The organism is Neohoeflea coraliihabitans, from assembly GCF_019334345.1.
GTDB lineage: Bacteria > Pseudomonadota > Alphaproteobacteria > Rhizobiales > Rhizobiaceae > Pseudohoeflea > Pseudohoeflea coraliihabitans.
Genome location: NZ_JAHWQX010000002.1, coordinates 209403 through 224161, shown reverse-complemented (window position 1 = coordinate 224161; position 14759 = coordinate 209403). Strand labels below are relative to the sequence as shown.

Genomic DNA, 14759 nt, shown 5'->3' with positions numbered 1-14759 from the left:
ACACCCTTGTGCCGAACTCATTCCTTGACGAGATCATTGGTGTAATAGTCTTCAGTGTTCCAGCCGCTATCGATGATGCCGGCCCGTTCCATGCCCTTCAGCGCATCTTCCCAGTCGGACTTGGCCTGAAAACCGATCGGCTTGCCTTCGGTCGCTGCGGTGTCGAAATAATCGATCGACAGCTGGATCTGCTCGCGCACCACGTCGCGATTGAGATTGGCATCCGGCCGTTGCGCGATCATCGCGTCGACGCCGAGTTCAATGTCGTCCTTGATCGCCTGCCAGGCGCGCTGCTGCACCTCGACCAGCTTGGCCAGTTCATCGCCGCGTTCCTCGATGGTCTGCTCGGTGGCGATCAGTCCGTAGCTCGGGAAAAACAGATCGGCCTGGTCGAGTGTCAGGCACTTTGACGGCCGGTTGGCTTTCGCCACAGGAAGGGCGGAACTGACCGTCGACATCAGTCCGTCAACGCGCTTCGCCGTATAGGTGCCCCACAGCGCCGACGGGTCGACAAACAGCACCTCGACATCGCTTTGCGTCAGATCGCCACCGGCCAGAAACGCATCGATGAACGGTGCCCAGGGGCTGGCGGCGAAAACAACGACGCTCTTGCCTTCAAGGTCGGCAACCTCTTCGATCGGGGAATCCTCATCGACCAGGACACACAGGTCCGTCTTGCGCAGAAAGCCTGCGAAGGATTTGACCTCGGCGCCCTGTTTGCGGGCCGAGCCGAGCAGGCCCAACTGGATCTGGCCGACATCGACCTGTCCGGAATTGACCAGCTGCAATGTGTTGCCGGAACCGCGACCATCTTGCACGTCGACATCAAGGCCGGCTTCCTCGAACCAGCCCTTTTGTGCGGCCAGATGCATGCCGGCGTGAACGCCCCAGGGTGAAAAGTCGAGCCGGACGGAAAGCGGCTCGGCCGATGCGGCGCTGACAGCGCCGAACAGCGCCGCGGCCGAGGCGGCCGAAATGATTTTAGAAAGCAGTTTCATAACACATTCCCCTTTTGGATTGTTATCGAAAGCAGACTACATAGTCCAACAATCACCTGCAAGAGACAATATGAAAATTGCAAAAAAGGCACTGTGCTACAGGGCTTCTTGACGCAACAAACGGTTTAGACTAACCAATTAGTCCAACTCAAATGGAGAATGGAAGCATGCGGGCAGGGCGATCCAATCGTATTGGTGTTGACATTGGCGGCACCTTCACCGACCTGGTGCTGATCGATGCCGAGGGCCGGCTGTTTCACAACAAGACCGCCTCGACGCCGGCCGCGCCCGAACAGGCCGTGCTTGATGGAATCCGTGCCATCATCGCGCAAACGGATCTCGATTTCGCCGACATCGACGAGATCGTGCACGGCACCACGGTCGGCTCGAACACGTTGCTGCAGAAGGTCGGGGCCCGCACCGGACTGATCACCACGAGGGGCTTTCGCGACGTGCTCGAGATCGGGCGCCTGCGCACGCCCGGAATGTTCGATCTGCAGTGGTCCAAGCCCGAGCCGCTGGTCGCCCGGCGCCACCGCCTCGAGGTCACCGAACGCATCGCCTTTGACGGCAGCATCATTCTGCCGCTCGATGAAGACGAGCTTGTCACGGTCACCCGCGACCTGGTCGACGAGGGCATCGAATCGATCGCTTTGTGCTTCCTCAACAGCTACCGCAATCCGGTGCATGAGCAGCGCGCCGGGCAGGTGCTGAGCGAGGCCTTCCCGGATCTGCGCGTCACCACCTCGGTCTCCGTGCTGCCTGAGGCCAAGGAGTACGAGCGCACCAGCACGACGGTCGTCAATGCCTATGTGGCGCCCGTCCTCGGCAAGTATCTCACCCGGCTCGAAGAAGGCATTGCCGGACTCGGCATCAATGCGCCGCTGCTGGTCGGCAATTCCAATGGCGCTCTCGCGTCGTCCGAAACGGCCCGGAGCAAGCCGGTCTTCTTCATCTCCTCGGGCCGGGCCGCGGGTGTCGTCGGAGGCGGCCGGCTGGGTCAGGCGCTGGACTTGCCGGATCTGGTTGTCTTCGACATGGGCGGCACCACCGCCTCGGCCTCGCTGGTTCAGAATGGCGAACTCAGCCGGGTCAGCGAATACGAATTCCGCGCCGGTATCTCCACGCCAAGCCGTTTCATCAAGGCCGGCGGCTACATGATGAGCGTGCCGACCGTCGACGTGGCGGAAGTCGGCAGCGGCGCCGGCTCGATTGCCCACCTCGACAGCGCCGGCCTGATCAAGGTCGGGCCGATATCCGCCGGTGCCGATCCTGGGCCTGTTTGCTATGACATGGGCGGCACGCGACCGACCGTGACGGATGCCAATCTGGTGCTCGGTTACCTGCCGGCCTCGATCGCCGGCGGCGCCCGCCAGCTGTCCGTCGACAAGGCTCGCGAGGCCATTGCCGGCACGCTTGGCGAAGCGCTGCAGCTCGATGCCGTCGAGGCGGCATTTGGAGTGCGCGAAGTGACCAATGCCAACATGGCGCGCGCCATCCGCGCCGTCACGGTCGAGCGCGGCGTCGACCCGCGCGATTTCACCCTTGCCGCCATTGGCGGCTCCGGGCCGGTGCATGCCGCCAGTATTGCCGAACTGCTGTCGATCAAGCGCCTGCTCATCCCCGCCTCGCCCGGTGTCTTCACCGCCATGGGCATGCTCGCCGGTGACGTCGAGCGCTACTACATCGCCCCGTTCGCCGGAGAACTTGAAACACTCGACGCCACCGCCCTCCGGGAACTGACGGGCCGCTTGCGCCAACAGGCCACCGAGACACTGCGCGCCGAGGGGATCGCCGACGATTGCATCGAATGCATCACCGAGATCAACCTGCACTTCCGTGGCCAGGAAATGACCCTGGCGGTGCCGTTCGACGAGCCGTTCGACCCGGCGGTCGTGCGCGGGCAGTTCCTCGACATGTACCAGTCGATCTACAGCTATTCCTCCTCCGACAGCATCGAGGCGGTCAGCATCCGGCTGACCGGCCGCGGTCTGCTACCCGGCAAGCTCGATTTCCGCAAGATCAGCGCTGACCGGCCGGAGGTGGCGGAGCCAAAATCCCGGCGTGACGTCTATTTCGGCCGCGACAGCGGCTGGGTCTCAACGCCCGTCTATGCTCGTCCCACCGCGCCGCGCAGCTTGGAGGGGCCGGCTATCCTCGAAGCCGCCGACAGCACGGTCGTCATCCCGCCGGCCGCCACGGCCCGGCTTGATCCGCAACTCAATCTCCACATCGAGCTCGCCTGAGCGAGGAAGGATATTTCATGGCATCCAATCTCGATCCGATCACCTTCGCGGTCCTCAAGAGCGCTGTTGAATCGATCGTCGATGACATGGCCTACACCGTCATGCGTACGGCCCGCTCGCCGATCGTGCGCGATGTGCTCGACTATTCGACGACCATGTGCGACGCCAAGGGCCGCATCCTCGCACAGGCCAAGACCGTCGCGCTGCATCTCGGTGCCGTGCCCGATGCCATGGAGGCGTTGCTGCGCCACTATGGCGATGATCTGGCGCCCGGCGATGTGATCATCTTCAACGATCCCTATGACGGCGGCATGCATCTGCCGGACATTTTCATGTTCAAGCCGATCTTCCGCGACGATCAGCACGTCGGTTTTTCGGTGGTCATATGCCACCATTGCGATGTCGGCGGCCGGGTTCCCGGCTCCAATGCCAGCGATTCCACCGAGATTTTCCAGGAAGGACTGCGCATTCCGCCGCTCAAACTGTTCGAGCGCGGCGTGCCGAGCAAGGCGATCTTCGACATCATCCGCAAGAATGTCCGGCTTCCCGATCTCGTCATCGGAGACCTCGAGGCCCAACTGGCAACTTGCGCTCTTGGCGAGCGCGAATTGCTGCGGCTGGTCGACAAATATGGCGTCGACACCTTCCAGTCCTTCCTTGCCGAATTCCTCGATTATGGCGAGCGGCTGACCCGCAATGAAATCGCCGCCTGGCCCGACGGCAGCTATACCTTCACCGATTATATCGATGGGGACGGCTTCACCTTCGAACCGATCCCCATCAAGGTCACCATCACCGTCAGGGACAGCCAGCTTGACGTCGACTTCACCGGCAGTGCGCCGCAGGTGCGCGGCGCCATCAATTCGACGCTCTCCTTCGTCAAGTCGGCCACCTATCTCGCCGTGCGCTGCGTGCTCGATGGCGAGGTGCCCAACAATTCCGGCGTCTACCGCTGCATCGATGTCAGCGCGCCCAAGGGCACGCTGCTCAACCCGGAATTTCCGGCGCCGGTGGCTGCCCGGGCCCTGACCGGCTACCGCGTCGCCGATACGGTGCTCGGCGCCCTGTCGAAGATCGTGCCGGAAAAGGTCGCGGCGGCCGGCGAGGGCGGCAACTCGGTCGTCTGCCTCGGGGGCTATGACAAGACCACGCGCGAGCCGTTCATCATGGTCGACATGATCAATGGCGCGCTTGGCGCCCGCGCCACCCGCGACGGCATCGATGCCATCACCAACCCCTCGCAGAACATGTCGAACATGCCCGTCGAGGTCATGGAGGCGACCTATCCGGTGCGCATCGAGGAATATGGTTTGCGGCCGGATTCGGCCGGCGCCGGCAGGACGCGTGGCGGTCTCGGCGTCGTGCGCGAGTACCGCCTGATGGCCGATGAGGCGGTGCTGCAATTGCGCGCTGACCGCTATGACACGCCGCCCTACGGGCTGTTCGGTGGTGCGCCTGCCGCATCCTCGCGCAACCTGCTGGCCAGCAATGGCGGCGATTTCGAATTGCTCGACAGCAAGGTCACGCGCACCGTGTACAAGGGCGATGTGATCCGCCATGAACAGGCCGGCGGCGGCGGCTATGGCGCCCCGCTCGAGCGTCCGCTCGATGCCATCCTCGAGGATCTGCGTGACGGCAAGATCACCCCGGCCTATGCCCGCAAATTCTACGGCGTCATCACTGATGGCCGGGGCATCGATGAGGCGGCAACCGGAGCGCTCCGTGCCGAGATGGCGGACAGCGGCGCGGAGAGCGCTGCCCCGTGACCGACCTGAGCCGCTTCGCAGTCAACCAGATCACCACGCGCAACTGGAGCCTGCCCGAAGCGATCGAGGGCTATGCCCGCCATGGCGTCGCCGGTATCGGGGTGTGGATCGACTACCTCGATGCGGTGGGCACCAAAGCGGCAGCGCGCCACATCCGTGATGCCGGCCTGTTCGTGCCGTGCCTGTGCACCAGTGCCTGGGTCAACCTGGCCGACAGGAGCGCCTATGAAACCGCGCTTGCGGAAAATCGACGCCGCATCGATGCTGCAGCGGCGATCGGCGCACCATGCCTGGTCGTCGTTCCCGGTGGATTGGCGGCGGGCGAAAAGAATCTCGAAAGCGCCCGCGCCCGCGTCGAGGACGCTCTCGCCACGCTTTTGCCCTATGCCCGTCAGGCCGGCGTGGCGCTCGGTCTGGAGCCCCTGCATCCGATGTATGCCGGCGACCGCTCCTGCCTCAACACCTTTGCCCAGTGCCTCGACCTGTGCGCAACGCTCGGGGAGGGGACGGGCCTGGTTGCCGATGTCTATCACTGCTGGTGGGACCCCGAGTTCGAAGCCGGCCTGCGCCGCGCCGGACCGGAGCGCATTCTCTCCTTTCACCTGTGCGACTGGCTGGTTCCGACCCGGGACCTGTACCAGGATCGCGGCATGGTTGGAGATGGAGTCATCGACATCGCCCGTTACCGGCAGATCCTCGATGACATCGCCTATGACGGCCCCTTAGAGATTGAGATATTCTCAAAGCGTGACTGGTGGCAGCGCGATTGCGAGGAAACCACCCGCATCTCCATCGAGCGATGCGCACCGTTCGTTGCGCCGCGTCAGACTGGCGGGCCGGTCTGAAGTTGCAGCGCGCGCACGCCAAGGGCGCAATCTCGGCACGCGCGGCAATGGCCGTGCCGCAAACAAGGCTTGAAGTTCGCATAGGGTCTGAGCATAACCGGACAGGAAGCGCACAGGGCAGGAAAGTACGGACCATCGTGACAGGCAAACCGGCCAAGAGAGACGGGATCCGCACCCAGGAAAAGATCCTCGCGGCGGCGCAGATGGAGTTTGCCCGCAAGGGGTATGACGGCGCCCGCGTCGACGCCATCGTGCAGCGCGCCCGCATCTCGAAAAACCTGCTGTATCATCACTTCCGTAGCAAGGAAGAGCTCTATATCCGCGTCCTCGAACGCACCTACGAAATCCTAAGGCGCCGCCAGGGCGATGTGCCCCTGGCCGGCCTCGACCCGATCCGCGCCATGACGCTGTTGTGCGAAAACACCTTCCAGACCTTTGTCGATGAACCGGACGTCATCGTCATGCTCAACACCGAGAACCTGCATCGCGGCAAGCACATTGCCAAATCGCCGATCATCCGCTCGCTTTATGACCGGCTCTCCGAGGTGCTGCGCGGCATTCTCAAGGATGGCGAGGAACAGGGCGTGTTCCGGCGCGGTGTCGATCCCGTCGAGTTGTACATTTCCATGTCCGGGCTGGGCTATTTCTACCTGTCCAACCAGCACACGCTGTCGATGCTGTTCAATCGCTCGCTGATCGACCCGGAGAATCTGGCGCGCCGCAAGGCACATATCGTCGATGTCATCCTGAGCTATCTGACGCGCTTCCCCGATGAGCAGGACGCCGCCGATGCCAAGCCCTCGGTTAGGTTCCCCTGAATTTCGCCCCTATAGGATTGGAGACCAGCCATGGCACACTCATTGAAGCCGACGGGCCAGAGCGCATCAATGCCTGATGACCGCTTGCGGCACAACCGGCCGGCTTTCGACAGCGATGCCGTGCTTCAGGCGCGCCGCGACCTGGCCGCCTGCTTCCGCTTTGCCGCCCGTCTTGGCATGCACGAGGGCATCTGCAATCACTTTTCCGCGGTCCTGCCTGGCCATGATGATCTGTTTCTCGTCAATCCCTATGGCTACGCCTTCAGCGAGGTGACCGCCTCGAGCCTGTTGATCTGCGATTTTCACGGCAATGTCGTCGATGGCGAGGGCGAGCCGGAGGCCACCGCGTTCTATATCCACGCCCGCATGCATGAAAACGTGCCGCGCGCCCGGGTCGCCCTGCATACCCACATGCCCTATGCCACGGCACTGACCATGACCGAGGGTGAGCCGTTGGTGTTCGCCGGGCAGACGGCCCTGAAATTCTATGGGCGCACGGTGCTCGACGAGGATTACAACGGTCTGGCGCTCGACACCGATGAAGGCGACCGCATCGCCGCCACCGTCGGTGATGCCGACATCGTCTTCATGCGTCATCACGGCGTCATGGTGCTCGGCCGCTCGATCGCCGAAGCCTGGGACGATCTGTACTATCTCGAACGCGCCTGCGAGGTGCAGTGCCTTGCTATGTCGACCGGACGTCCGATCATTCCCGTCTCGCCGGAAGTGGCGCGTCTGACCGCCGCCCAGATGCAGGGCGAGGACGAGCAATCGGCGCGCATGCATCTTGAAAGCATGCACCGCATTCTCGAGCGCCAGGAGCCGGACTACCGCGACTGACTTTATGCTGCGCCGCATCGTGCTGCGACGGATTTCGGACGGCACGGGAATCGGCGAAGTGGCGGCAATCGCCGCCGCAATGACCACAGGAGATCAAGGTGACTGAGACATCCCTGATGCTGGCGGAAGCCGGCGAGGCCCCGGCAGTGGTTGAGCACTTGTTGCAGAGCGAGGCCGGATCTATCGCCAGGGTCGGATCCTGGCTGCGCGATGCGCCGCCTGCCGTCGTGACCCTGGCGGCCCGTGGCTCGTCCGATCATGCCGCGACCTTCTTCAAATATCTCATGGAGCTGCAGCTCGGCATCCCTGTGACCTCGATCGGACCGTCGGTTGCCTCGGTCTATCAGCGGCCATTGCGTCTGCCCTCGGCGGTGCATTTTACCATTTCACAATCCGGCGCCAGCCCCGATATTGTCGCCCTGCAGGCCGCGGCCAAGGCGGGCGGCGCCCGCACCGTGGCGATTGTCAACGTCGCCGACAGCCCGGTGGCGCGCGAAGCGGACATCACCATTCCACTCGGCGCCGGACCGGAAAAGAGCGTCGCGGCAACCAAGAGTTTCATCGCCTCGGCCGTAGCCTTGGCGGCGATCACCGGCGCCGCCGGCAATGGCGCGCTGGCGAGAGCGCTGACCGCGCTCCCCGGCGCATTGGCCGCCACTGCAGAGGTTGATCTCGACGCGGCCCGCCAGCGGCTCGCCGACGCGCACTCGCTTTACGCCTGCAGCCGCGGCACAGGCCTCGGCATCGCCCTGGAGGCGGCCCTGAAATGCAAGGAAACCGCCGGGCTGCATGCCGAAGCCTTCTCGACGGCGGAAGTCATGCATGGCCCGCTGCGCCTTGTGCAGGACGGGTTTCCGGTGCTCGGCTTCGTGCAGGACGATGCGGCGTTCGATACCAGTTCCGCCGCCATGGCCCGGCTCGCCGAGCTTGGCGCCCATACGATCACCCTGTCCTCGAGACCGGTCAGTGGGCTGCACCTGAGCGTGCCCTCGACCGGCTGCGGCCTGCTCGATCCCCTGGTGGCCCTGCTGCCCGCCTATCGCCTGATTGAAGCGGTCACCCGGCAAAAAGGCTTCGATCCCGACAAGCCGCGCAATCTCAACAAGGTGACCGAAACCCTGTAGAAACCCGGCGCCACGCTCTCGGGCGGGTGATGCGGTGCGAGTGCGCTGTGCGCCTGTGCACCACCCTAGTTTCGCGGCTTGCGCCTGAGGGCGCCGGCATCTGTGTAGCCGAAATGCAACGATCACGGGGCGAATATAAATTCGCGCTACGTAATGCGTTGAGGCGAGGCTCTGCAGCGTGCACTATTGTTTTTCGACAGACTGTTGGGGGGCAGACTGTAGGAAATCGCGATGAAAGCACTGTTTGCAGGGGCGGTGGCGGCCATGACCACACTCGGTGCGTCTGCGGCCTTTGCGCAGACCCCGTTCGGCCCGCTTGCCTCGACGCAAACGAACGGAACAATCACCGTGAACCTGGCAGTTGCGCCGGGCGGCACCGGGGAGCAAACGCTGTCCATTACCTATGCGGGCGATCTGGACATTGCTGAAGAGTTCATTGATGTCTTCGTCGACGGCACAAACGTCGGACGGCTGAAAGGCGGCCCACCCGATTGTTCTGCTACTCTCAATGAGACCATCACCGTCAGTGATGCCGTCTACACCGCGGCTGCTGCCGACGGGACGGTCACGCTTTCGTTCAATGCCTCTGCAGCGGTGCAAGGCGGTGGCCATCCCTTTGCCTGTGGTCGGCCGAACAGGGAATTCGCCGCCCCGTTCACGAGTTTCGACGGCGGGACAGGGGAGTCCTTTGTGGTGCAGGGCCTGCTGACCACATGGGACGCCAAAGGCCAGCAGGAAACTGTTGCGAGCACGCGCGGCGGATTGATCCTGCAGCACGGCCCCGACCGGCACGACCGCATCGCGCGGCTGAATGGCGCCACACCTGCTGCCCGCGCGCTTAGCTTTGTCGGCATGCCGCTGTTGAAAAACACACCCTTCGAGCTCGATATCGGCCGCAATGCGCTGGCAGTCTCGGGCAGCGAGTCCGCCGGTGGCCTGAACTTCTGGTCCGAGGCGGCGGTCACCGGCATTTTTGATGATGCCAGCAGCGACCACCTTTTTGGCATTCTGCACGTCGGCGTCGACGGAAAGATTGGTCCCGACACGCTGCTCGGTTTTGGCCTGCAGTTTGACATGCTGCGCATGACCGATAGCGCCACAAGTGACGAATTTGACGGCGCGGGCTGGATGGTCGGGCCGCTTGTGACCCACCGGCTGAGCGATACGCTTTATCTTGACGGGCGATTGGCCTATGGCCAGGTGGAAACCGACGTTGCACGCAGTGGCGGCGGCACCGACAGTTATACCTCGGAGCGCATGCTGGCACAGATTGCGCTGGTCGGCGCGTTAGACCTTGGCGCCACGCGGGTCGCGCCCCGCGCTGAGATCGGCTGGTATCGGGAAATCTCGGAGGCCTACACCTCTGCCACGCTGGGCGCTGTGGCCGAAACCGAGGTCGATTTGGGTATCGCCAATCTGGGTGCGCGCCTATCGCAAAGCCATGATTTTGCCAACGGCACGGCCACGCCGTATATCGACGGCGCTGCGATCTATACGCTGAACAGCTCGTCCCATCTGACTGCGGGAAGCCACGCGGCTGCGGTCGAGGGGTGGCAGGGCCATGTGGCGATCGGGGCGTCCTATGCCGGGCCCGGTGGTGCGTCCTGGGCGGCGGAGGTGAACGCGGGCGGCCTGTTTACCGGAAGCAATACGCTGGGTGGTGAGTTGCGGTTCGAGATAGCGTTCTAGAAAGATGCGGCAACCGGACCACCAATGACATTTCCCGCCGAATTTCCAACAGCTTAAAGCCGTTCGCAGTCGCCACGCCTGTGCGCTGCGCAGTCAGTCCGCAGGCGGCCGCACGCAGGCGGATGCCTCACGGCCGCTGGCTGACATGGCGCTGTCTTCGGAGGTCCGCCGCACGCCATTCTGCGCCATCAGACCGGCAATTTCAGCCCCGAGCACCAGATCGGGCACCTCGCCGAAATGATGCGCGCGCAAAATGCCGTCACGATCGATCAGCAAGAGGCTCGGGGTGCCGCGCAGGCCGTAGGCTTGCATGCTGCACGGGATGGCGCCGCTGCCGGGCTGGTCGATAGCGACCGGGAAAGCGATGCGATATTCGTGCAGGAAGGCGCGCAGCGAGACCTCCTGCATTGCCGCGTGATGCTCGAACACCGTGTGCAGGCCAACAACCGCGACCTCGCTTGCAGCAAAACTGCGCGCCACCCGCTGCGCCTGCGGCAGGGCATGCGCCACGCAGCCCGGGCACAGCATCTGGAAGGTCACGATCATCACGACCCGGCCGCGCAGAGCGGACAGAGTGACCGGCGCGTGGACATTGAGCCAGCTGCTGACCTGCGGTTCAGCGAGCAAACGCCCCAGTGCAGCGCTCATGCCGCCGTCCAGTAGCGGTTGGCGCGGGCGATCGTGGCGAAATGCACCGCCACGACATGTGAGACCTGGATCAGCGCTGCCGCGTCGCGTTCATAGGCGCTGCGCAGTTGCGTGCGGATATCCGAGTCCGGCTGCGTCAGCTTGACGGCGACGCGTGCCAGTTTGACGGCCAGCTCATAGCCCGATTGTGCGTCGGGCGTGATGAGATCTTCAAGCCAGCGCCCTGATGTGCGCATGGTCGTCTCCATTGCAAGAGTGGATAAGCAGCGGCGGCGCGTGCAGCCGCCGCTGCATGCTGGGGCTACTGCACCTGTCCCGGTAGGCTCAGATCGCCCGATGCGACGTCGAAAACATCGCTGACGCAGAGCAGCGGCGCGTGCACATTGGCATTCACCACAAGCGCCGATGTCACGCCGTCATAGGTGGCGCCATCAAGCGCCGCTGCGTCGGAAAAGCCGACATTGATCGTGATCTCGGGACCATCGAACAACGGCGTGAAGCCGGGTGAGTCGATGAAGATCGGCAGGCCGGGCCAGGTCGCCGGCAGCGCCGGGCTCTCGCCTTCGGCGATGTCACGCACGCCGAGTGCCCCGTCGCCGCAGCCTTCGGTCGGCGTCAGGACGACCCAGTGCGAATGCCACTTGCCGCCGTCATTGCTCACATCGCCATCGCCATCCTCGTCATAGAGCGGTGTGTCGTCGAAATCCGGATGCGAGGTGGCCGCCAGCGCCAGAATGCCCGTCTTTTCCTGAAATCCGACACTGGCCGGATCGAGCGAGGTCGGCCAGACATAAGACAGCACCGGCGCACCGCCCAGCGCCCCGGCGGCATTAGGCGTCTGCGATCCGGCCTTGCCCGCCACCGTCATGTGAAAGGTCGCCATGCGGCCCTTGCGATGCACATGCGCCGCGGCGATGTCGAACGCTGCCACCTTCGCGGCATCGGTGGGCGAGGACACCGCGCCATCCTGATTGACGGCGTGCGACGCATGCTTGCCATCCGCCTGCGCCGGCGCGCCGGACAGCGAGAGGGATACGGCCAATGAGGTGCCGAGGAGGAAAGGAAATCTGCTCATGATTGCTGCTCCATTGTTGCGAACTACTAGTTGATAGCGACTCGATACTATTGTCAAGTCGCTAGCGAGTCGCTATGAAAGAGCATGACCGAAGAGCCGGTATTTCTGCGCGATCTTCTCGATCGCCTCGCGCGCATCATTGCTTCCGAAGGCTGGACGGACGATCTCAACCCGACCCAGCGCGCCGCCTTGAGCTATCTCGCGCGGGCCAACCGCTTCTCACGCGCCCCCTCGCATGTCGCCGACTATCTGTGCGCCACCCGCGGCACGGTCTCGCAGACGCTGAAGGCGTTGGCGCGCAAGGATCTCGTGCGCGAAGTCAGATCGGAGACGGATCGCCGCTCGATCGCCTACATACTCACCGAGTGCGGCGAACGCGTCGCTCAAACGCCGGGCGCGCTTGATGATGTCCTGCGCCGGTTGGACCCGGAGGCAGCTTCAACCCTGGCGCAGGAATTGGCATCGTTGCTGCGGCATACGCTGGCAGAGCGTGGTGGCCGCTCATTCGGGATGTGCCATACATGCCGGCATCATCAGAGCGACGGCGAGGGCGGATGGTGCCGGCTGCTCAAGGTCGATCTTAAGGAAGACGAAACCCGGCAATTGTGCCATGAACATGCCTGGGCAGCCTGAGCGAGCCGCCGTTCAGGCTGAGAAAGAAACAGGCGCAAGCCGGCAAGTGCCAGCAACCTGTCAGCTTCACACATGAAAGCCAGTGGCAAGCCCGTGGCAAGCCCATGGCAAGACCGGCCAAGGCAAGACCGGCCAAGGCAAGACCGGCCAAGACAAGTGCCGCTATCCCGACCGGTGCATCGTGTGAGGCATAGAATTCTTGCTATCGCTCATATTCATGCAGTAAAGTGAGTTATAAATAGAGGGTCTATAACTCATGGAATGGAACTGGACCCTGGCCGATTGGCCGCATTTTACCTTTGACGAAGCAGCGTTGGCGCCGCTGGAAAAGCGCTTTCTGCTCGAGGCTGGCGAGGTTATCGGCGCAGTCAGGCATGTCAGCGGCGATGAGAGTGATAGGCTGCGGATCGAGCTGATCAGCGACGAAGCCGTCAAGACATCCGAGATTGAAGGCGAAATACTGGATCGCCTGAGCGTCCAGTCATCGCTGCGTTGCCAACTCGGCATGCAATCCGACAATCGCTCTGTTAAGCCCCAGGAGAAGGGCATCGCGGAAATGATGCTCGATCTTTATGCCAGTTTCGCCGCTCCGCTCGATCAGGACACCATGTTCCGCTGGCACCGGATACTGATGTCGGGCGATTGTCAGATCCAGGTAATCGGGGGGTATCGTGATCATGCGGATCCGATGCAGATCATCTCCGGCCCCATCGGGGAGCCGTCAATCCATTTTGAAGCGCCACCATCGTCCCGTGTGGCCGGTGAAATGGAAGCCTATGTCCGGTGGTTCAATGATACCGCGCCGCACGGCACGGCCTCACTTCCGGCGCTCACGCGCGCCGGTCTCAGCCATTTGTATCTTGAAAGCATCCATCCTTTCGAAGACGGCAACGGCCGCATTGGCCGTGCCATTGCAGAAAAATCTCTGGCGCAGAATATCGGGCAGCCCAGCCTGATCGCCCTGGCATTCACGATCGAGCGCGGCCGTAAAGTCTATTACAACCAGCTCGAACGGCATCAAAAGACGTTGGAGGTCACTGACTGGCTGCTCTATTTTGCCGAAACGATCCTTCAGGCGCAGGCGACCACTCTTGGCCGTGTCGAGTTCTATATCGGCAAGGCGCGGTTTTACGACCGCCATCGCGGGCAGTTCAATGAGCGGCAGGAAAAGCTCATCGCACGCATATTTCGCGAGGGCCCGGACGCGTTCAAGGGCGGCTTGAGCGCCGAAAACTATATTGCCATCACTCGAACATCGCGCGCTACCGCGACGCGTGACCTGCAGGATCTGGTCAGGAAAGGCGCGCTCACGCGAACCGGCGAGCGCCGCCACACGCGCTATGCGCTGAACCTGCGGAGTGAAGGTAAGCCGGAGTAATCACGCCGCGTGACCTCTGGCGGTCTCCACTGCCCTGGCTGCCAGTGCTTTCATACAGATGCGCCACCACTTCGTGCCGCCCGCTTCAGATATGAAAGCTGACTTTTGCAGATTTTCCCGCAATGCCAATCAACGCGGGCCGCCCGTGGCTGGGGCGGCCCGGTCGTTTAGCGCATGCCGCCTATTTGACGGCGACAGCCTCGATCTCGATCATCAGTCCGGGCAGGACCAGCGCTGCAACGCCGATCAGGGACTGCGGCGGGCGGTTGTCCCCCAGATAGTCCATCATCACATCGAGGTTCGCCATGGCCGCGTCGATGTCCGTGACATAGAACTTGATGTGCTGGATGTCGTCGCGGCTCATGTCCGCTTCCGTCAGGACCTGATCCAGCGACCACAGTGCCCGTTCGAATTGCGCTCGGAAATTGCCCGGTTCGTACTCGCTGATCCCGACCGGAGAATTGGCATCGTCCTGCCATGCGATCTGTCCGGATGTGAACAAGGTGCGTGTCTCGCCTGAGATGACGCGCCCCTGGTTCATGAACTGCTCGCCCCAGCTAAAGGGATTGACGTTGTCGATCTTCATGGTTTTCTCCTCCGCAATGGCGGCGCCCGCAACCAGGCAAAAGGTCGCGAGAATGGCCGCGGATGTTTTCAGTTTTGCCAGTGACATGGGTGGCCCTCGGTTTTGCTGTTAGG

At 63.0% G+C, this 14759-nt stretch carries 14 protein-coding genes; 9 read left to right on the top strand and 5 right to left on the bottom strand.

Features of this window, described 5'->3' with window-relative positions:
* Positions 1–17: 17 nt before the first annotated feature.
* Positions 18–998, bottom strand: a complete 981-nt coding sequence (locus tag KY465_RS07110) for an ABC transporter substrate-binding protein (RefSeq protein WP_219200990.1) — start codon at positions 996–998, stop codon at positions 18–20.
* A 167-nt stretch (positions 999–1165) separates the two neighbouring features.
* Here KY465_RS07110 and KY465_RS07105 point away from each other — a divergent pair, with 167 nt between their 5' ends.
* The 7 genes from KY465_RS07105 (at position 1166) to KY465_RS07075 (ending at position 10326) form a co-directional block, all read left to right on the top strand.
* Positions 1166–3244: a hydantoinase/oxoprolinase family protein gene (locus KY465_RS07105; protein WP_219200989.1), complete on the top strand. Its 2079-nt coding sequence runs from the start codon at positions 1166–1168 to the stop codon at positions 3242–3244.
* A gap of 17 nt (positions 3245–3261) precedes the next feature.
* Positions 3262–5010 (top strand): hydantoinase B/oxoprolinase family protein, encoded by a 1749-nt coding sequence (locus tag KY465_RS07100; protein WP_219200988.1) that lies wholly within the window; start codon positions 3262–3264, stop codon positions 5008–5010.
* A complete protein-coding gene (locus tag KY465_RS07095) occupies positions 5007–5855 on the top strand; it encodes a sugar phosphate isomerase/epimerase family protein (RefSeq protein ID WP_219200987.1) in 849 nt (282 codons plus the stop codon). Before KY465_RS07100 ends, KY465_RS07095 begins: the two co-directional genes overlap by 4 nt.
* 137 nt (positions 5856–5992) lie before the next feature.
* Complete coding sequence (locus KY465_RS07090; protein ID WP_346432607.1) at positions 5993–6673, top strand: TetR/AcrR family transcriptional regulator; 681 nt, start codon at positions 5993–5995, stop codon at positions 6671–6673.
* Between the two features lie 30 nt (positions 6674–6703).
* Positions 6704–7513, top strand: a complete 810-nt coding sequence (locus tag KY465_RS07085) for an aldolase (protein WP_219200985.1) — start codon at positions 6704–6706, stop codon at positions 7511–7513.
* Between the two features lie 116 nt (positions 7514–7629).
* Positions 7630–8637 (top strand): SIS domain-containing protein, encoded by a 1008-nt coding sequence (locus tag KY465_RS07080; RefSeq protein ID WP_219201712.1) that lies wholly within the window; start codon positions 7630–7632, stop codon positions 8635–8637.
* 231 nt (positions 8638–8868) lie between these two features.
* Positions 8869–10326: an autotransporter outer membrane beta-barrel domain-containing protein gene (locus KY465_RS07075; protein WP_219200984.1), complete on the top strand. Its 1458-nt coding sequence runs from the start codon at positions 8869–8871 to the stop codon at positions 10324–10326.
* 93 nt (positions 10327–10419) lie between these two features.
* Here KY465_RS07075 and KY465_RS07070 read toward each other — a convergent pair whose 3' ends face one another.
* The 3 genes from KY465_RS07070 to KY465_RS07060 form a co-directional block, all read right to left on the bottom strand.
* The gene (locus tag KY465_RS07070) at positions 10420–10974 is read right to left on the bottom strand and encodes a peroxiredoxin family protein (protein ID WP_219200983.1); all 555 of its coding nucleotides are present in this window, start codon (positions 10972–10974) and stop codon (positions 10420–10422) included.
* Positions 10971–11210 carry a hexameric tyrosine-coordinated heme protein gene (locus KY465_RS07065; protein ID WP_219200982.1) on the bottom strand — a complete coding sequence of 80 codons (240 nt, stop codon included), beginning with the start codon at positions 11208–11210 and terminating at the stop codon, positions 10971–10973. The genes KY465_RS07070 and KY465_RS07065 overlap by 4 nt, the downstream gene beginning before the upstream one ends.
* A 65-nt stretch (positions 11211–11275) precedes the next feature.
* Complete coding sequence (locus KY465_RS07060) at positions 11276–12049, bottom strand: hypothetical protein (protein ID WP_219200981.1); 774 nt, start codon at positions 12047–12049, stop codon at positions 11276–11278.
* A gap of 84 nt (positions 12050–12133) precedes the next feature.
* On the opposite strand from KY465_RS07060, the gene KY465_RS07055 reads away from it, so the two are divergent.
* Positions 12134–12682 (top strand): MarR family winged helix-turn-helix transcriptional regulator, encoded by a 549-nt coding sequence (locus KY465_RS07055; protein ID WP_219200980.1) that lies wholly within the window; start codon positions 12134–12136, stop codon positions 12680–12682.
* Between the two features lie 256 nt (positions 12683–12938).
* A complete protein-coding gene (locus KY465_RS07050; protein WP_219200979.1) occupies positions 12939–14060 on the top strand; it encodes a Fic family protein in 1122 nt (373 codons plus the stop codon).
* Between the two features lie 181 nt (positions 14061–14241).
* On the opposite strand, the gene KY465_RS07045 is transcribed toward KY465_RS07050, so the two are convergent.
* Positions 14242–14646 carry a RidA family protein gene (locus KY465_RS07045; RefSeq protein WP_219200978.1) on the bottom strand — a complete coding sequence of 135 codons (405 nt, stop codon included), beginning with the start codon at positions 14644–14646 and terminating at the stop codon, positions 14242–14244.
* Between the last annotated feature and the right edge of the window lie 113 nt (positions 14647–14759).